The following is an 18,219-nucleotide window of genomic DNA, read 5'->3' on the forward strand; positions in this document are numbered from 1 at the left end:
TCAGGAAACGACTTTCCTGCCATCTGCCCACGTCCGCAACCCGAACGCCATACCCAGAGCTGGAATTACGATGTCTCGAATGTACATAGCAGCGTTGGACAACGGAGCAGTCCCGGACATACACCCCGATGCGTACATAGCTCACGGCGCCGTCGTGGTCGGCAACGTACGGGTGGGCCGAGCATCCAGCATCTGGTACGGCTCCGTTCTCCGGGGGGACGACGAGCGGATCGAGGTCGGCGAGGAGTGCAACGTACAGGATCTGTCGTGCCTGCACTCCGATCCCGGCGAGCCCGCGATCCTGGAAGACCGCGTCAGCCTGGGCCACAAGGCCATGGTCCACGGCGCTCATGTGGAGTCCGGCGCGCTGATCGGCATCGGAGCGATCGTGCTGGGCGGCGCCCACATCGGCGCGGGCACGCTGGTGGCGGCCGGAGCGCTCGTGGGCCCCGGCAAGAAGATCCCCGCCGGGGTGCTCGTCGCCGGGGTGCCCGGCAAGATCGTGCGTGAGCTCACCGACGACGACCGCGACTCCTTCGCCCGCACGCCGGACGGCTACATGGCCAAGGCACTCAGGCACCGGCAGGCGTCATCGCTTTGATCAGGACGGCGTCCGGCACCGACGCGGTGTTGAGCGGGTCGGCGTACTCCGGCAGCTCCGGCCTCAGGAAACGGACGAAGTCGACCGTGAGCTTGAGGTCGGGCACGCCGGTGACCTGCTTGGCGTTGCCCTTGGTCGCGTCCTTCTGGAGCAGGCTGTAGCTGTCCCAGTCGGTGTAGGCGGTCACGCCCCACTGGAGCACGTCGGGCAGGGTGGACGGCCAGCGCTGGCCCACCTTCCACTTGCCGTTGTCCTCCTTGTACAGCGCGACGAAGACGCGGCCGACCCTGGCCAGCGCGAGGTCCACCCAGCCGCTCTTGACGGTCAGCTCCTTCGGTTTGGAGCTGCCGTCCTGGGTGTACTTCACCTCGACCTGGCCGCTCTTCTCCGCGGTGCCGGTGGTGACCGAGACCCAGTTGGGCTTGACGTAGGAGTTCGGCTGGCGGGCCATGAGCCCACCGAGCGAGAACTTCCGCTTGGGCTGCCCGCCGCTCTTGCCCGTGACCTTGACCCGGGCGTACATGACGATGTCGCCGGCCAGTTCCTGGTACACGTAGGGCCCGCGGAAGCCGTCGAACCAGGCCGAAACCTTGGGCTCCAGGTACATCGAGCCCTTCACGGTCTTGTTCACGTCGAACTTGGTGAGCCGGTCGATGTCCTTCTCGGTCGAGCTGAGCTTGGTCCACATCGACAGGTCGCCGGCGTTGTCGAACTCCGTCGACGCCTCACCCACCTCCCCGCCGGGCGCGGGCGGTGTGGCGTTCTGTAGCGTGAGTATGCCTGGTCCGGTAGGGGTCGGCTGCGCCGACGTAGCCGTGCCGCAACCGGAGAGCACGCTGCCGACCACCAACATCCCTACTACCTTCGCCCTCATAGCGGCCATTCTGCCGTGAAATGCCGATGGATGATCCGAGTACTCCCAGTACGATGACCGCCGTGCCACCCTGGGATGCGTTCACCGCCGCCGAGGCGGAGGTCCGCGCGATGGTCGCGGACCCGCGCTGGCAGGGGCTTTCCGTGCCTGATCGCGCCCATGTGCTGGCAGTGAGAATCCTTGTGACTCCAGCGGGAGATCGCTGGCTTTTCGGCGCGCACGCGCGCTGGCATCTGCACGATCCCGCCGACGGCCGCTGGCACCTCGCCCCGCCGCCGAGGGGCACGCGGGCGCGTCAGGTGGGGCATCCCGCGGGGGTGCTGCCCGACTCCGTGGTGCCGCCCGGCCACGACTTCCACGCCGAGCCAGGCTCCACGCAGTCGTTCGTCGGGCCCGACGTGCCCGCGCACCTCACCGAGCAGGTCAGGCAGCTCGTACGCGGCGCCGGGCTCAAGTCGGAGCTGGACTACCCGCTGACGGCGTTCGGCGAGATCTTCGCCTCCGACGTGCCGAGCACGGTGGCGGCCGTCTGGGGGACGGTCATGTGGTGCGCGTACGCGCCCGCCTTCGACGGCAACGAGCGGCTGATCACGGTGTTCGGCGAATATCTGCGCCGCTCGCTGCCCGGCGACGAGTGGGTGCGCTGGCTGCCCGCGCCGCCGCTGCTCAACCTCGTCACGCTGGTGGCGGAGCGCCTGCGGGCCGGTCAGCCGCGGGCCGCGCTCAGGCTGGCCGCCATCATGGCGGACACCGCCCAGATCCTGCTCCTCGACACCCGCTTCAGGCCGCGCGCGCTCGCGCTGCTCACGATGGTCGAGCCCATTCTGCGCCGCCCGGGCCTCGACGACCTGCACGAGGACGACGAGGCCGTACGGCGGGCGTGGCTGGAGCGCTGCCCCGCGCGGCTGTGCCGGGCCCTGCACGTGGAGACCGACTCCGAGGCGCACTTCTCCCACGCCCTGTACGACCTCGTGGAGGCCCTGTCCTTCGTGCCGGACCCCCGGCGGGCGGCGGCCGGGTTCCTGGCCGACCTGTCCGACTCCAAGGGGGCGCTGCCGGGGCGGCTGGACCATCGGCTGCGGCTGGCGTACGAGGAGTTGCGGCTCGCGGGGCGCACCGGGACGTCGGCCGCCGAGTCGACGGAGCCGGAGGGCTTCCCGGTCCGTACGGGCGGGGTCTCGACCGCGCCCGCGCCGGTGCTGGAGGTGGCGCCACCGGACCGGGGGAGCGCGGCGGCGGTGCTCGGGGCCGCGTACGCCACGGGGCTCGCCTGGGGGCGTCTGACGGGGGCCAAGGTGCCGGAGCGGGGGCTGGCCGGGCAGGCGGCGCTCGTACGCAGGATGGTGCACGAACGGGACGACAACCACACGGGTCTCACTTAAACCACAAATGCCGCTATTTCCCTCTTACTCCTCCTATATCGTTCTAACACTTCTGATAACAGCAAATACGCTGAATTGTGATCTCGGATTCGGGAAATGATCCCACCAGGGGCCCCGCGGCGCGGAAAGGAATGACTCCGATGGGCCATGTCGCCGGAAGGGCCTCCGCCGTAACCTCGTAGAGGGTGTGGGCTGCGGAAGGAAGGACGACGCGGTGGGGCACGACGACCTGGACTCTCGGGTCCACGACCGTGTCGCGTTGGACGAGATTGCGCTCTACGCCGAGGTGCTTACCGCTGTGGCAGTCAGCGAGCGGCGGCTGACCTTGGACGAACTCGACGACGCGCTCGGATTGCGGACTTCGGCGAGCCGCTGAAGGACCAACTCGATTACTAGCCCCGGGGACCTAGTTCCCGGGGTTTCCCATAACTAGTCAATCCACTGGCCGGTCTCCGACTTACGGACGAGAACGTCGTACGACTTACGAACGGACGAGGCGCGCGATGGCCGCGGACGCCTCCTTCACCTTCGCCTCGGCCTCGGGACCGCCCGTGTTGATCGCGTCGGCCACGCAGTGCGAGATGTGCTCTTCCAGCAGCCCCAGCGCCACCGCCTGCAGCGCCCTGGTCGCCGCGGAGACCTGGGTGAGCACGTCGATGCAGTAGGCGTCGTCATCGACCATGCGTTGCAGACCTCTGATCTGCCCCTCGATTCGCCGCAGGCGCGTCAGATATGCCTGCTTGTCTCCGCTGTACCCATGCATGCTCCTACGGTACCCGTAACAGGTATGAGGGCCTGTCGTCAGCGGAGGTCGGCGATCAGCTTCTCCCACTGCTCGGCCACCTCGTCGGCCGCGTGCCGCGCGGCCGTGTCACGCGCGCCCGCCGCCAGCGAGCGCCGCCTGCGCTCGTCGTCGATCAGCGCCAGCAGCGCGCCGGCGAACAACTGCAGGTCGCTGTCCACCTCGGGCACCAGCACCCCGTTGTACCCCGTCGCCACGAACTCCCTGGGCCCCCTGGCGCCCTCGAAGGCCACCACGGGCACCCCGCACCCCATGGCCTCCAGCACCGTCATGCCGAGGTCCTCGCTGCGCGAGGTGTTGGCCACGATCGACGCCTTGGCGAACTCGCCCGCCAGGTCCGGCGTGGTGCCCATGAAGTAGACGTGGTTGTGCAGGTTGAGTTCGCGCACCAGCGAGCGCAGCCGCCGCTCCTCGGGGCCGCCTCCGTACAGCCGAAGCCGCCAGTCGGGCCGCTTGTCGGCCACGATCGCGAACGACCTGATCAGCCGGTCGTACGCCTTCACCGGCACCCACCGCCCGCCCGCGGCCACGATGCGGTTGTCCATCCGCGAGCGCGGCCACGGGCCGTTCGGCAGCGCGTCCAGCACGCTGAGCACGGAGGGCCCGTCGCCGAGGAGCTTGCTCCACTCCTCCTGGGCCGACTCCGTGGCCGTCACGACGGCGCTCAGGCGCGGATAGAAGCGTTTGACGGGACCCGGCACGGCCGGCCGGCCCCACTCCCTGGCGATCTTGATCGTTTCGCGCGGCGCGTGCCTGGCGGCCTGGACGCCGATTCCCGGCCTCGTCGTGATGAGCACGTCGGACTTGAGGTTGCGCAGCACCCGCCAGAGCGCCACCTCGGTGCCTACCTGCCCGCGCGGCAGCAGGTGCCTGACCCCGGGACGGGCGTCGACCACGCTGCGCATGGTGACCTTGGGGCCGATGGGGAAGAACGGCTTCTCCTTCTGCCGCCTGACGCTGATCACCTCGACGTCGTGGCGCTCGGCCAGCGCGGTGGCCAGGTTCAGCGTGGCGCGCACGTCGCCGCGCATGCCGTACGCGGAGGCGAGGACCAGGCTGACCTTCATCCGCCGACCTCGATCCGCAGCTCGTCGTCCGCGGTGTAGCAGGGCTGGATGAGCACGTCGTCCACTCTGGCCGACGGATAGTGCAGGCGCCGGCGTTTGCCGTCCACGTCGTCGTGCCGCGCGCCGAGCCGCAGCGGCGTGGGCACGCCGTCGACCTCCAGCGCGGGCTCCCAGGTGCCGGAGTTCGCGGCGCCGTCGGGGTCGGCGGCCAGCACGTCCACGAGCGAGACGGCGGCGTGGAAGCGCACGCCCTGCACCGTGGCCGTGGCCGACAGGTGCGCGCTGGTCTGCCTGCGGTCCAGGGTCAGCATGGCCTCGTGGCGCGAGTCGTCGTCCTCGAGGCCGGTGAAGGCCAGCAGGCCCATCACCTCGAAGCGGCCCTCCCTGAACCAGATGGAGCGCACCTCGGCCACCGGCTCGGCGTCGGAGATCTTCAGCGCCAGAAAACCGTTGCGGGTGCGGTAGGAGCGGTAGGCGAGGGTCCGTTGGCAGAGCGAGTAGGCGTCGAGGTGGTCGAGCGAGAAGCCCGGATCGACGCTGCGCAGCCTGCTGCGCTTGCCTTCATGGCGCAGGTAGGCGTCCCAGCGCCCGGTGGTGAGCTCCAGCGGCGCCAGCGAGACCGCCAGCGAGACCTCGCGCGCCCGAGCGCGTGGAGTTCCGAGCAGCACGTCGCGTTCCACCCCCGTGGTGCGATGCCTGAGAACGAGTTCGGTGCCGTCTTCCAGTGGTTCGTCGATGGCGAGTCGGAGCGAGAGCACGTCGGCCAGGGTGACTTCGGCGTCCGTGACAACGACGCCCATCACGAGCCCCCTCCCCGTCGAATAAGGCCATGCGACGTTGAGGTTACCGTGATTTTCCCGTTATGTGGATGCCAGGTTTCGGGTAGCCAGCCCCATTGACGTGGGAAACTCCTCCACAGCAGGTGTGGAGGAGTCCGACTGACAGCAGTCAGGAAGCTCCCTTGACCGACTTGATCAAGAGCTGCGCGACGTCCACGACTTCGAGTGATTCCTTGGCCTCGCCGCTGTTCTTCTTCTCGTTGATGGCGTCGCCCAGCATCACCATGCAGAACGGACAGGCGGTGGAGACCGTGTCAGGGTTCGTGGTCAGCGCCTCGTCCACCCGCTCGGTGTTGATGCGCTTGCCGATGCGCTCCTCCATCCACATGCGCGCCCCTCCGGCGCCGCAGCAGAAGCCGCGGTCCTTGTGGCGGTGCATCTCCTGGGTCTGCACCCCGGGGACCTTCGACATGATGTCGCGGGGCTGGGAGTAGACCTTGTTGTGGCGGCCGAGGAAGCACGGGTCGTGGTAGGTGATCTTCTCCTCGATCGGCGTGACCGGGGTGAGCAGGCCCTCGTCGACCAGCTTCGAGAGCAACTGCGTGTGGTGCACGACCTCGTAGGTGCCGCCGAGCTGCGGATACTCGTTAGCGAGGGTGTTGAAGCAGTGCGGGCACGTGGCCACGATCTTCTTCACGCCGGCCTCGTTGAGCGTCTCGATGTTCTGCTGGGCGAGCATGTTGAACAGGTATTCCATGCCCAGCCGCCGCGCCGGGTCGCCCGTGCACGCCTCCATCGGCCCGAGCACCGCGAACTTCACGCCCGCGATGTGCAGCAGCTCCGCGACGGCCTTCGTGGTCTTCTTGGCCCGATCCTCCAGCGCGCCCGCGCAGCCCACCCAGAACAGGTATTCGGCGTCCTCGGGCATCTTCTCCTCGACGACCTCGACCTCGAAGTCCAGGTCCTCGATCCAGTCGGCCCGCTTCATTTCGGACATCCCCCACGGGTTGCCCTTGTTCTCCAGGTTCTTCACCATCACCCCCGCCTCGGACGGGAACGACGACTCCACCATCACCTGGTAGCGGCGCATGTCGAGGATGTGGTCGATGTGCTCGATGTCCACCGGGCACTGCTCGACGCAGGCGCCGCAGTTGGTGCAGGACCAGAGCACGTCGGGGTGGATCACGCCCTCCTCGCCGACGAGCGGCTTGTTCAGCAGCGCCAGCACATCCGTGTCTTGGTGCTCCTGGTTTGCCGCCATCAAATAAGGGGCCACCGCGAAGGCGTGGTCGCGCTGGTCGAGGATGAGCATCTTCGGTGACAGCGGCTTGTCGGTGTTCCACGCGGGGCACTGCGACTGGCAGCGGCCGCACTCCGTACAGGAGTAGAAGTCGAGGAAGCCCTTCCACGTGGTGTCGCCGATCTTGCCGCGCCCGAGCCGCTCAGGATCGAGGTCCTCGTCCTCGAAGTCGACCACCTTGCCGTCCACGCGCATCTCCTGCGCGCCGCCGAGGCCGTCGGGGCGGCGGGAGAAGAGCACGTTGAGCGGGGCGGTGAAGATGTGCAGGTGCTTGGAGTTCACCACGATGACCAGGAACACCAGCATGAAGCCGATGTGCAGGATCAGCGCGATCTCCTCCAGCAGCGAGCTGGCCGGCAGCACGTCGCCGAGCCCGAGCGAGACGAACGCGCCCGAGGAGTAGGGGAAGTTCCCGTTGGCCGCGGCCGCGCCCCTGGCCAGGAACAACGTCCAGATGATGTTGAAGATCATGAACAGCACGAGCCACGCGCCGCCCAGGTGCGAGCCGGAGAAGCGGGAGTCGCGGCCCAGCGACTTGGGAGAGTTCTTGACCCGGATGATCGCGAAGGCGACCAGGCCGAGCAGGCACGCCACCGCGATGAAGTCCTGCAGGAAGCCGAGCACGCCCCAGGTCCCGATGAGCGGGATGTGGAAGTCGGGGGTGCCGGTGATCGCCCCCTGGATGATCGCGCCGTACGCCTCCACATAGACGGTCAGCAAGATGAAGAACGCCCACATGACGAAGAAGTGGGCGGTGCCCGACGGTGTCCACTTGAGCAGCTTCTTCTGCCCGAACACCTCGACGAGCTGCGCCTTGACCTCATCGCCCACATGTGTCCTGGCATAGTCGATCCGCTCGGGGGCGGGCGGCCCCACGGTCGCGAGCCGGAACAGGAACATCACCCTGCGGCCGGCCACGCCCACCGCCAGGACGGTCATGACGAGCCCGATGATGGCTACCCAGAGCACGGGATCCTCCCAAGACGACGATGCTGTCAGCGTACGGTCACCCGCTGCGCAGGCATGCCTCACAATCCTACCCACGAGTAACTTTACTTGGTCACTCGACATACCCTAAGGTCATCGCCGTCTCCAGAACAATGCTCTATCCCGTGAAGTACCTCTGGACGGTCGGCGCGAGCAGCTCGACGAGCTCGTCGTGACTGGCGCTCGCCAGCGGTTCCAGTTTGATCACGTAGCGGCCCATGATCACGCCGAACATCTGCGCGAAGGCCGCCTCGATGCGCAGGTGCGGCACCTGGAACCGGTCGGCCACCTGGAAGAGCAGGGCGTTCGAGATGAACTCCCTGAACATGGCGAGCGCCTGGTCGTTCGTCATGGCCGAGCGGATCAGCGCCACCATCGGCTCGCGGGTCTCGGGGCTGGCGGTGACGCGCAGGATCATGCGTACGAGCCGCTCCCCGATCTCCTCGCGCGGGCCCTCCAGCAACAGCGGGATGATCTCCTGAGGGGTGATCGGAAGCTGCATCGCAGCGACGAACATGCCCTCTTTTGTGTCGAAATAGTGATGTACGAGCGCGGGATCGACCTTCGCCTCCCTGGCGATGCCCCGCACGGTCGCCTTGTCGAACCCCTTCTCGGCGAACACCCTGCGCGCCGCCGTGAGAATCTCCCCACGTGTGTCGGCCGACCCCGGCCTGCGCCCAGGACGCCTCTTCACCGCGCTCATGGCCTCTCCCCCTGAGGTGGCTCGGCCGCCCTCCCCTGTGTCACTTGCCCACCGCCAGATAGACCCGCATCGGCACGGAGAGCACGCCTTCTGGGAACTCCTTGCGCAACTCCGCCCGCTGCCGCCCGACCAGCTCGTCGGCGCGCTCGGGCGACAACGCCGCCATGTACGAGTGGGAGCGCAGGTCGAGCAGGAACTGCTCGATGCCGATCAGCCTGGTCCAGGGGATCCAGCGCTCCTCGATCACCTCGAAGGCCGCGGCGATCGGCGGCACCGACCACTCCTCCACCGCCGGCCCCCAGTAGGAGGAGACCTCCTCCGCCAGCCGCGCCTCATAGGCCGCCAGCCACTCGGCCTGCGCCGCGTGATGGAAGTTCCAGCAACCCGCGATGGCCCCCTCCGGCCTGAGCACCCGCCGCGCCTCGGTGATCGAGGCCACGGGATCCAGCCAGTGCCACGACTGCGCGTACGTCACCAGATCCGCCACCCCGTCGGCCAGCGGCAGCTCGTTGCCGTCGGCCAGCACGGCGGCCAGCGGCGTGCCCTGCCTGTCGGCGGCCCTGGACACCAGCCGCGTCAGCATCGCCTCGCCCGGGTCCACCGCGATGACCTGCGAGCCGCGCGCCCTCAGCGCGCGCGTCATGATGCCGGTGCCCGCGCCGACGTCGACCGTGGTGGCGCCGTCGAGGTCGATGCCGGACACGTCGGTCAGCGCGTGGTAGAGCTCGTCGGGGTAGCAGGGCCGCCCCGCGTCGTACGCGTCGGCCACCCGGTCGAAGGCTCTGCCCAGATCCTTGATCGGCCCTGTCTTCATGTGGACGCCGCCAGGTGCAGCCGGGCGAAGGCCAGCCCCTCCGCCAGATCGTCGATCCGCTCGGTGCGGCTGGCCGCCTTGCGGGTGTTGATCTCCAGGACCACGAGCCCCGTGTAGCCGGTGCCGGCCAGCCGCTCCAGCATCCGCGCGCACGGCTGGTTGCCCCTGCCGGGCACCAGGTGCTCGTCCTTGTTCGTCACGCCCAGGCCGTCGGCCAGGTGCAGGTGCGCCAGCCTGTCGCCGAGCTTGACGGCCATCTCCATGGCGTCGGAGCCCGACACGGCCGTGTGCGACAGGTCCAGCGTGACCTGCGGGAAGTCGTAGTCGATCGGGTTCCAGTCGGGCGAGTAGGGCACCACGTCGTTGCCCCTGGCGCGCAGCGGGAACATGTTCTCCACCGCGAACTTGACACCTGTCTCGTCGCGCATCCTGGCCAGGCCGTGCTCGAAGTCGCGGGCGTATTCGCGCTGCCAGCGGAACGGCGGATGCACCACGACCGTCGAGGCCCCCAGCCGCTCGGCCGCCTTCTGCGCCTTGACCAGTTTGGCCCACGGGTCACGGCCCCAAACCCGCTGGGTGACCAGCAGACAGGGCGCGTGGATGGCCAGAACGGGTATCTCATAATGCTCGGAAAGCCGTTCGATCACGTCGATGTCCTGGCTCACCGGGTCGGCGCCGACCATGATCTCCACGCCGTCGTAGCCGAGGCGCGCGGCCAGTTCGAACGCGTCAGGAGTGCGTTCCGGATATACCGAAGCGGTGCTCAACGCGATCTTCGCATTGGGCACTCGGATGACGTCAGCCACGCTGCCAGCCTAAGCCGGACAAGCCGATCTGGCGCGCGAGGCCCTAGCGTTAAGGCATGCCACGGATAGCGAAAGGTGCGATCCCGAGCCCGAACATCTGGAACACACCCCAGGTCTACGAGCTGGAGAACCGCGCCGTCGACCCCGAGGGCGCGGCCGACTCGGCGATGCGCGCCCTGCGCCCCTGGGACGACGCCACCGTGCTCGACATCGGCTGCGGCACCGGCTACCACCTGCCGGTCCTGGCCGCGGAGGCGTCCCACGTGATCGGCGTGGAGCCGCACGGGGACCTCGCCGTGCTGGCCCGCCGGCGTTGCGCCGGGCTGGCCAACGTGAGCGTGCACGCCGCCACGGCCCAGGACCTGCCGCTGCCGGACGCCGGGGTGGACGTGGCCATGGCGCGATGGGCGTACTTCTTCGGGCCCGGCTGTGAGCCGGGACTGCGCGAACTGTCCCGGGTCGTACGCCGGGGCGGGGCGGCCTTCGTCCTCGACCTCGACGCCACCCGGGGCTCGTTCGGCCGTTGGTTCTCGCGTACCGTGCCGGCCTACTCCGCCCGCGAGGTCGAGGCGTTCTGGGACCGGCAGGGCTGGCAGCGGCGGGCGCTCGACCTGCGCATGACGTTCCAGCGGCGGGCGGACCTCGAAGCAGTGCTGCGCATCGAGTTCACGCCCGAGGTGGCCGAGCAGGCCATCGCCGAGACGCCGGGCCTGGAGCTGCCCTATCCGAACGTCCTTCGCTGGCGTTACTTCTGACCCCTTGACATTGACGCCAGTGTCAATGTTTACCGTGGTCCTATGCGCATCGGTGAGCTGGCGGAACGCACCGGGGTGAGCACCCGCTCACTCCGGTACTACGAGCAGCACGGGCTGCTGCATTCACGCCGCGGATCCAACGGCTACCGCGCCTACCGAGAGGACGACGTCAGGCTGGTGACCGAGATCCGGGCCCTGCTCCAGATCGGCTTCACGCTGGAGGAGACCCGGCCGTTCGTGGACTGCCTGCGACGCGGGCACAGCTCGGGCGGGGCGTGCTCGGAGTCGGTCGAGGTCTACGAGCGCAAGCTCAGCGAGATCGACCAGGAGATCCGCCTCCTGCTGGCCCGCCGCGCCGAGGTGGCCGCCCAGCTCGCCCAGTCGTGCCCAGGCTGTTTTGTGAAGGGTTGACATCCTCCCCCTCGTCAACAAGGGGGATTCCCACGGTCGCCCGTGAGGGTTCCTGCTTCACCGCCGGTCGCCCGCCTGAGAGGAGGCTCTCGTTGAGGTCTTACACCAGCTCCACAGGCGTTTCAGCTCTCCGCCAGCCCGGCGGCGAGCACGTTTTTGGCCGCGTTCACATCCCGGTCGTGGACCGCGCCACAGGCGCACGTCCACTCCCGCAGGTGCAACGGCATCCGCTCTTGCAGGGCCCCGCAGGCCGAGCAGAGCTTGGAGGAGGGGAACCAGCGATCCAACACCACCAGCGTGCGCCCATACCAGCGAGCCTTGTATTCCAGCATGGTCCGCAGTTCCCGCCAGGAGGCGTCCGCGATCGCCCGTGCCAGGCTGCGGTTCTTGACCATGTTGCGGACGGGCAGGTCTTCGACGGCGATCACTTGGTTCTCGTGAACAAGCCGTGTGCTGACCTGATGCAGGTGATCCCGACGGCGGTCGGCGATCCGGGCATGAATGCGCGCCACCGCAAGCCGGGCCCTGGCCCGGTTCGCCGACCCCTTCTGCTTGCGGGAAAGCGCCCGCTGCGCCCGGGCCAGCCTGCGCCGATCTTGTTGTTCGTGACGCGGGTTGGCGATCTTCTCTCCGGTGGACAGCGTGGCCAGCGCGGTGATGCCCGCGTCCACCCCCACGCTCCGATCAGCGGGAGACAGCGGGCTGATCTTCTCCTCCACGAGGATGGACACGAACCAGCGGCCCGCCGCATCCCGGGACACGGTCACCGTGGACGGCTGCGCCCCCTCCGGCAGCGGACGCGACCACACGATCGCCAGCGGAGCATCCATCTTCGCCAGCGTCAACCGCCCCTCACGCCAGCGAAACGCCGAACGCGTGTACTCCGCCGAGGCCCGCGACCGCTTGCGGGACTTGAGCGTGGGATATTTGGCGCGTTTGGCGAAGAAGTTCGCGAACGCCGCCTGCAGATGGCGCAACGACTGCTGCAACGGCACCGACGACACCTCACCCAGGAAGGCGAGGGCGTCGCTGCGCTTCCACGCCGTCAACGCGGCCGACGACTCCCCATAGGACACGCGGCGGTTCCCGGCGGCGTGGGCGCGGGTGCGTTCCTCCAGAGCCTTGTTGTAGACCAGGCGCACGCACCCGAACGTGCGGGCCAGCCCAGCGGCCTGCTCGGGGGTCGGGTAGAAGCGGTACTTGTACCCCCGCTTCACGGTGTGTGCCACACCGGACACTCTACGCCACGATCTCGCGCCTGTCGTGCTGATGTTCGATACAGCGGCCCGCCCGACGGCGAACCGCCTGCCCTTGCCCTGCTCCGCAGGCGTCCCATTCCTCCCCCGCCTGAAGGCGGGGTTTTCCTCGGAGGTATTTGATAAAGATGATCACGCTGACCACGGACAACTACGAGGAGCAGGTACTCAAGAGCGACAAGCCGGTGCTGGTCGAGTTCTGGGCGGAGTGGTGCGGGCCGTGCCGGATGCTGGGGCCGGTGCTGGAGCAGATCGAGGCCGAGCACGGGCTGACGATCGGCAAGCTCGACACCGACGCCAACCCCGAGATCATGGCCCGGTACGGCGTGATGGCCGTGCCGACGATGTTGCTGTTCGAGAACGGCGAGCCGGTCAAGCAGATCGTGGGCGCCAAGCCCAAGCGCCTGCTCGTTTCCGAGCTCGGCCTGTCCTGATCCCTCCAAGCCCGGAGGCGTACATCTCGAAGATTGTCGGCGTAAGCCGCTAGCCTGCTCCGCATGGCCAAGACTGCCCAGAAGCCCGGATACCGCTGTGCCGAATGCGGATGGCGCACCACCAAGTGGGTGGGCAGGTGCGGCGAGTGCCAGGCTTGGGGCACTGTCGACGAGGAGGGGGCCCGCGCCGGGGTCAACGTCGTCCAGGCGGGGGCGACCACCGCGCCCGCCCTCCCGATCGGCCAGGTCAAGGCCGAGACGGCGACCGCCCGCACGACCGGCGTGGCCGAGCTCGACCGGGTGCTGGGCGGCGGCATGGTGCCCGGCGCGGTCGTGCTGCTGGCGGGCGAGCCCGGCATCGGCAAGTCCACGCTCCTGCTGGAGGCGGCCGCCCGCATCGCCGAGCGCACGACCGTGCTCTACGTGACGGGCGAGGAGTCGGCGGCCCAGGTGCGCCTGCGGGCCGACCGCATCGGCGCGATCCAGGACCAGCTCTACCTCGCCGCGGAGACCGAGCTGTCGGCCCTGGTGACGCACGTGGAGAAGGTCCAGCCGAGCATGCTGGTGGTCGACTCGGTCCAGACGATCGGCTCCGCGCAGGGCACCGGTGTGGCCGGCGGGGTGACGCAGGTCCGGGAGGTGGCGGCCAACCTGGTGCGTCTGGCCAAGGAGCGCAACATGGCCACCGTCCTCGTGGGCCACGTCACCAAAGAGGGCTCCATCGCCGGCCCACGCACGCTGGAGCACCTGGTGGACGTCGTGCTCAGCTTCGAGGGCGACCGCCACTCCAGGCTGCGCATGGTGCGCGCGATCAAGAACAGGTTCGGCCCCACCGACGAGGTCGGCTGCTTCGACCTGCACGAGCGGGGCATCGAGGGCATCACCGACCCGAGCGGGCTGTTCGTCTCCCGGCGCAGCGAGCCGGTGCCCGGCACCTGCGTCACCGTCACCGTGGAGGGCACCCGCCCGCTGCCCGCCGAGGTTCAGGCCCTGGTCGCCCGCACGGAGGCCCAGCAGCCCAGGCGCACGTCGTCGGGTCTCGACTCCTACCGGGTGCAGATGATCCTGGCCGTCCTGGAGCGCCGGCTCAACGCCCGGCTCGGGGGCTGCGACGTGTTCACCGCGACGGTCGGCGGCATCAAGCTGTCCGATCCGGCCGTGGACCTGGCGCTCATGCTCGCCGTCGCCAGCGCCGCAGGCGACAAGCCGCTGCCCGCCGGCCTGGTCGCGCTGGGGGAGGTGGGATTGGCGGGTGAGCTGCGCCCGGTCAAGGACGTGCGCAGGCGGCTCACGGAGGCGGCGAGGCTCGGTTTCAAGCGCGCTCTCGTACCCACCGGATCCCTTGAAGAAGTCGGCAACAGGCGCGGCGGCCAGCGCGCCCTGGTGCCGGTGGGGCCGGTGGCGTTCGCGCCCGGGTTCGAGGTGGTCCAGGCGGAGAACGTCTGGGACGCACTCACACACGTCACATAGCGCGGCTAAGCTGAGGTGACCGATCGACACGGGGGTCAGGTGGACAGGAGTCTGGACGACCGCCGTCGCGAAGCTCTGGCCGCTGTGGCACCGGGCACACCTCTGCGCGACGGCCTGGAGCGAATCCTGCGCGGGCAGACCGGCGGGCTGATCGTGCTGGGCTACAACAGGGTCGTCGACGAGGTCTGCAGCGGCGGTTTCGAGCTGGACGTCGAGTTCTCGGCCACCAGGCTCCGTGAGCTGGCCAAGATGGACGGTGCCATCGTGGTGAGCGCCGACCAGAAGATCGTGCGCGCCGCCGTGCACCTCGTGCCCGACCCCTCCATCCCCACCGACGAGTCCGGCACCCGCCACCGCACCGCCCAGCGCGTGGCCCTGCAGACGAGCCTGCCGATCATCGCCATCAGCAAGTCGATGCGCATCATCGCCCTCTACCTCGACGGCATCCGCTACGTGCTGGAAGAGTCGGCCGCCATCCTCTCCAAGGCCAACCAGGCCCTGGCCACCCTAGAGCGCTACAAACACCGCCTCGACGAGGTCTCCGGCACCCTGTCGGCCCTGGAGATCGAAGACCTGGTCACGGTCAGAGACGTGTCGGCGGTCGCGCAACGCCTGGAAATGGTCCGTCGCATCTCCGACGAGATCAAGGGCTACGTGGTGGAGCTGGGCACCGACGGCCGCCTGCTCTCCCTCCAGCTGGACGAGCTGGTGGCCGGAGTCGACTCGGAACGCGAGCTGGTCATCCGCGACTACCTCCCTGCCCCCGCCGGCCGCCGCCAGAGACGCCTCCAGGAGGCGATGCACGACCTCGACAAGCTGTCGGGCAACGAACTCCTGGACCTCTCAGCCGTGTCCAGAGTCCTGGGCCACAACGGCACCGAGCAACTGGACAGCCCCGTGAGCCCCAGGGGTTTCCGCCTCCTGGCCAAGGTCCCCCGCCTCCCCGCGACGGTCGTCGACAGACTGGTCAACCATTTCGGCGGCCTGCAGAAACTCTTGGCGGCCAGCATCGACGACCTGCAGGCTGTCGGAGGCGTCGGCGAATCCAGAGCCAGAAGCGTCCGCGAGGGCCTCTCCCGCCTGGCCGAATCCTCCATCCTCGAACGCTACGTCTGACGCCCCCAAGCAAGGTCCTCGCATGGGGGCGCTCACGCGCCTTGCGATAACTCGGGCCCTGCCTCCCAGGGGCTCCGCCCCTTCGACCCCGCAACAGCACGGTCCTCGCCCCGCAAGGGCTGTATTCAATGGGATCGCGGCTCGGCCGCGATCCCGGGCGAGGGACTTGCCAGCCCCTCGCGCTCCCCGGACGCGACACCTGGTTACCTGTCGCCATTGAACGCCTCGGCGTCGAAGCCGAGACCTTTCCCGGCGGCCAACCGGCTTCCTGCCCCCATTCCGCCGCCTTCGCCGACAAGCTGGGCCAGGTGTTGCGGTGACCGGATGAAGCTCCACAGAAATTCGCGAAAGACCTCCACCCAGATGTCGAGGACGAACGCCCGGCTCCGACCCCTCCGCGAAAAGCGGAAGACGAAGGGAAACCGGGACCATGCGCAAGATCATTCACTGGGTGCACGCCTCGATCGACGGCCACATCGACGGCCCCAAGGGCGAGTTCGACTGGCCGATCATGGGCGAGGAGCTGTCCGCGTACTCGGAGGCCCTCAGCCGGCGATCCGACACCTTCCTGTACGGGCGCGGCGTCTGGGACGGCATGGCGAGCTTCTGGCCCGACGCCGAGTCGCTCTCCGACCATCCCCACGTACTGAAGTTCGCACCGATCTGGCGCGGCACCCCGAAGATCGTCGTCTCGACCACCCTGGAGCGGACGGAGTGGGCCACCGTGATCAGCGAGAACGTCGCCGAGCAGGTCGCCGAGCTCAAGCGGCGGCCCGGCAAGGACCTGCTGCTGACCGGCGGCTCCGGCCTGGCCGGCACGCTGACCGAGCACGGCCTGATCGACGAGTACCACATCGCCGTGCACCCCGTGGTCCTCGGCGGCGGCAGGCCCCTGTTCCTGCCCCGGGAGGACCGCCTCGGCCTGCGGCTCGTCGAGTCACGTACCTGCGACTCGAACATCGTGATCACGCGCTACGACCGCACCTGACCTCAGCGCGTCTCAACGGAGGTGAAAGACCCCCTTGGTGCTGCGCATCTTCCCCATGCGGACCATGGCCACGTACGTGCCGGGCAGGGCGGGCGGGGGTGTGGCGCGGCAGTCGGAGCTGGAGCGCCGCCGGTCCCACTCCAGCGACCGTACGTACGGCACCCCGCGCTGCAACTGCTTGACCTCCGTGCCCTCGCCGCTCACGCAGTCCGCCGTGGACCAGATGCGATCGGCCCCCGAGGTGATGCGGATCTCCATCGCCCGGGGCCCCACGTCGGCCGTGCACATCACCGGCCCCGTGCTCACCAGCGTGACCAGGAAGGTGGGCCGGGACTCACCCGCGTAGATCTGCTCCCTGCCGCCCTGCATGCTGAGCACCAGGTCCCCCTCGGCGCACGGCTCCCCGGGCCGCTTGGGGCGCTGTACGGGCGTCGCCTTCGGCGTGGTGGGCGTGGGCGACGGGCTCGCCGTGCCCATGGCGAGCGTACGCAGCCCTGCCAGCAGCGGATCGGCGGCGGGCGTGGCGCTGGTGCCCGGGCTCGGGGAGGACTGCGCGCTGGACGTACGTTCGGGGCCGCTGCCTCCGCTGGAGCACGCCCACGCCACAACGGCCACCACGACGAGCACGGCCACCAGCACGCTCATCCGGCGCCGCCAGTAGATGTCACCGCCGTCGCCAGGCATCGTATCCGGATCCATAGCACCAGGATGGTGAGCGAGCGACGACCTAGAGTGACGACACGCCGAGAGTGGGCCATCTGCGAATACCCTTGACCGCGTGGTTGAGCCGAACCTTATGCACGTACCAGTTCTCGACTGGTACGAGGACAACGCCCGAGACCTTCCGTGGCGGAACGCGGACGCGACCCCGTGGGGCGTCCTGGTGAGCGAGATCATGCTCCAGCAGACCCCGGTCGTACGCGTCCTGCCCATCTGGCACGAATGGATGCGACGCTGGCCCACCCCCAAGGCGCTGGCCGCCGAGCAACCCGGTGAGGCCGTACGCCACTGGGGCCGCCTCGGCTACCCCCGCAGAGCGCTGCGCCTGCACGCCTGCGCCCAGGCCATCACCGACGAACACGGCGGCGAGGTGCCCTCCGACCACGAGACCCTGCTGTCCCTGCCCGGCATCGGCGAATACACCGCCGCCGCCGTCGCCAGCTTCGCCTACGGCGGCCGTCACGCCGTACTGGACACGAACGTGCGGCGGGTGTTCGCCAGGGCGGTCCGCGCGGAGGAATACCCGCCCACGGCCACGTCGGCGGCCGAGCGCCGTCTTGCGGAGACCCTCCTGCCCGAGCTGGGTGCGGCCCGCTGGGGCGTGGCGGTCATGGAACTGGGCGCCCTGGTGTGTACGGCACGCTCCCCGCGCTGCGCCGACTGCCCGATCACCCACCTGTGCGAGTGGCGCCTGGCCGGCAAACCGCCGCACTCCGGTCCCGCGCGCAAGGGCCAGACGTACGCGGGCACCGACCGCCAGTGCAGGGGCCGTCTCCTGGCAGTGCTCCGCGCGGCCCACGGCCCGGTCCCCAAGGCCGCCCTCGACGTGGTCTGGGAGGACGCCGTGCAACGTGAGCGCGCCCTGGACGGCCTGATCACCGACGGCCTGGCCGAAGCCCTCGACGACGGCACCTACCGCCTCCCCCACGCCTGACCCCACACCAGGCGGTGAAG

Annotated in this window: 19 protein-coding genes and 1 pseudogene; 10 read left to right on the forward strand and 10 right to left on the reverse strand. The window is 69.1% G+C overall.

From position 1 onward, the window contains the following. Positions 1-79 precede the first annotated feature (79 nt). Complete coding sequence (locus tag ACFPZ3_RS03625) at positions 80-601, forward strand: gamma carbonic anhydrase family protein (protein WP_379512488.1); 522 nt, start codon at positions 80-82, stop codon at positions 599-601. On the opposite strand, the gene ACFPZ3_RS03630 is transcribed toward ACFPZ3_RS03625, so the two are convergent. Then, positions 573-1,475 carry a hypothetical protein gene (locus tag ACFPZ3_RS03630; RefSeq protein ID WP_379512489.1) on the reverse strand — a complete coding sequence of 301 codons (903 nt, stop codon included), beginning with the start codon at positions 1,473-1,475 and terminating at the stop codon, positions 573-575. The two genes, ACFPZ3_RS03625 and ACFPZ3_RS03630, sit on opposite strands and share 29 nt — an antisense overlap. Before the next feature lie 53 nt (positions 1,476-1,528). On the opposite strand from ACFPZ3_RS03630, the gene ACFPZ3_RS03635 reads away from it, so the two are divergent. Continuing rightward, a complete protein-coding gene (locus ACFPZ3_RS03635) occupies positions 1,529-2,857 on the forward strand; it encodes a hypothetical protein (RefSeq protein ID WP_379512490.1) in 1,329 nt (442 codons plus the stop codon). Between the two features lie 214 nt (positions 2,858-3,071). Next, positions 3,072-3,233: a hypothetical protein gene (locus tag ACFPZ3_RS03640; RefSeq protein ID WP_020540796.1), complete on the forward strand. Its 162-nt coding sequence runs from the start codon at positions 3,072-3,074 to the stop codon at positions 3,231-3,233. 105 nt (positions 3,234-3,338) lie between these two features. Here the strand turns inward: ACFPZ3_RS03640 and ACFPZ3_RS03645 are convergent, their stop codons facing one another. The 7 genes from ACFPZ3_RS03645 to ACFPZ3_RS03675 form a co-directional block, all read right to left on the reverse strand. Continuing rightward, positions 3,339-3,620: a metal-sensitive transcriptional regulator gene (locus ACFPZ3_RS03645; protein ID WP_080044376.1), complete on the reverse strand. Its 282-nt coding sequence runs from the start codon at positions 3,618-3,620 to the stop codon at positions 3,339-3,341. A gap of 38 nt (positions 3,621-3,658) precedes the next feature. Further along, a complete protein-coding gene (locus ACFPZ3_RS03650; RefSeq protein WP_379512491.1) occupies positions 3,659-4,726 on the reverse strand; it encodes a glycosyltransferase in 1,068 nt (355 codons plus the stop codon). Further along, positions 4,723-5,526, reverse strand: coding sequence for a hypothetical protein (locus ACFPZ3_RS03655; protein ID WP_379512492.1), 804 nt, complete (start codon positions 5,524-5,526; stop codon positions 4,723-4,725). Before ACFPZ3_RS03655 ends, ACFPZ3_RS03650 begins: the two co-directional genes overlap by 4 nt. Positions 5,527-5,674: 148 nt before the next feature. After that, entirely contained in the window at positions 5,675-7,774 is a 2,100-nt protein-coding gene (locus ACFPZ3_RS03660) for a (Fe-S)-binding protein (RefSeq protein WP_379512493.1), read from the reverse strand. A 136-nt stretch (positions 7,775-7,910) separates the two neighbouring features. Then, positions 7,911-8,495, reverse strand: coding sequence for a TetR/AcrR family transcriptional regulator (locus ACFPZ3_RS03665; protein ID WP_379512494.1), 585 nt, complete (start codon positions 8,493-8,495; stop codon positions 7,911-7,913). A gap of 40 nt (positions 8,496-8,535) precedes the next feature. Next, complete coding sequence (locus ACFPZ3_RS03670; protein WP_379512495.1) at positions 8,536-9,309, reverse strand: class I SAM-dependent methyltransferase; 774 nt, start codon at positions 9,307-9,309, stop codon at positions 8,536-8,538. Then, entirely contained in the window at positions 9,306-10,115 is an 810-nt protein-coding gene (locus tag ACFPZ3_RS03675) for a sugar phosphate isomerase/epimerase family protein (RefSeq protein ID WP_379512496.1), read from the reverse strand. The genes ACFPZ3_RS03670 and ACFPZ3_RS03675 overlap by 4 nt, the downstream gene beginning before the upstream one ends. Positions 10,116-10,171: 56 nt before the next feature. On the opposite strand from ACFPZ3_RS03675, the gene ACFPZ3_RS03680 reads away from it, so the two are divergent. After that, positions 10,172-10,870 carry a class I SAM-dependent methyltransferase gene (locus tag ACFPZ3_RS03680; protein WP_379512497.1) on the forward strand — a complete coding sequence of 233 codons (699 nt, stop codon included), beginning with the start codon at positions 10,172-10,174 and terminating at the stop codon, positions 10,868-10,870. Positions 10,871-10,912: 42 nt separating this feature from the next. Beyond that, the gene (locus ACFPZ3_RS03685) at positions 10,913-11,281 is read left to right on the forward strand and encodes a MerR family transcriptional regulator (RefSeq protein WP_379512498.1); all 369 of its coding nucleotides are present in this window, start codon (positions 10,913-10,915) and stop codon (positions 11,279-11,281) included. Positions 11,282-11,315: 34 nt separating this feature from the next. Here ACFPZ3_RS03685 and ACFPZ3_RS03690 read toward each other — a convergent pair. Next, positions 11,316-12,510 (reverse strand): annotated as a pseudogene (locus ACFPZ3_RS03690) (RNA-guided endonuclease InsQ/TnpB family protein); the annotation flags it as partial. A 155-nt stretch (positions 12,511-12,665) separates the two neighbouring features. Between ACFPZ3_RS03690 and trxA the strand changes: the two are divergent. From trxA to ACFPZ3_RS03710, 4 genes are all read left to right on the forward strand, one after another. Beyond that, positions 12,666-12,971 carry a thioredoxin gene (gene trxA, locus ACFPZ3_RS03695; RefSeq protein WP_379512499.1) on the forward strand — a complete coding sequence of 102 codons (306 nt, stop codon included), beginning with the start codon at positions 12,666-12,668 and terminating at the stop codon, positions 12,969-12,971. Positions 12,972-13,034: 63 nt separating this feature from the next. Further along, positions 13,035-14,441, forward strand: a complete 1,407-nt coding sequence (radA, locus tag ACFPZ3_RS03700) for a DNA repair protein RadA (protein ID WP_379512500.1) — start codon at positions 13,035-13,037, stop codon at positions 14,439-14,441. 39 nt (positions 14,442-14,480) lie between these two features. Beyond that, the gene (gene disA / locus ACFPZ3_RS03705) at positions 14,481-15,557 is read left to right on the forward strand and encodes a DNA integrity scanning diadenylate cyclase DisA (RefSeq protein ID WP_379512501.1); all 1,077 of its coding nucleotides are present in this window, start codon (positions 14,481-14,483) and stop codon (positions 15,555-15,557) included. Between the two features lie 430 nt (positions 15,558-15,987). Next, positions 15,988-16,545 (forward strand): dihydrofolate reductase family protein, encoded by a 558-nt coding sequence (locus ACFPZ3_RS03710; protein ID WP_379512502.1) that lies wholly within the window; start codon positions 15,988-15,990, stop codon positions 16,543-16,545. Positions 16,546-16,557: 12 nt separating this feature from the next. Here the strand turns inward: ACFPZ3_RS03710 and ACFPZ3_RS03715 are convergent, their stop codons facing one another. Further along, positions 16,558-17,244, reverse strand: coding sequence for a hypothetical protein (locus tag ACFPZ3_RS03715; protein ID WP_379512503.1), 687 nt, complete (start codon positions 17,242-17,244; stop codon positions 16,558-16,560). 97 nt (positions 17,245-17,341) lie between these two features. Here ACFPZ3_RS03715 and ACFPZ3_RS03720 point away from each other — a divergent pair, with 97 nt between their 5' ends. Then, a complete protein-coding gene (locus tag ACFPZ3_RS03720) occupies positions 17,342-18,199 on the forward strand; it encodes an HhH-GPD family protein (protein WP_379512767.1) in 858 nt (285 codons plus the stop codon). Positions 18,200-18,219: the final 20 nt, after the last annotated feature.

Source organism: Nonomuraea insulae (assembly GCF_042656245.1).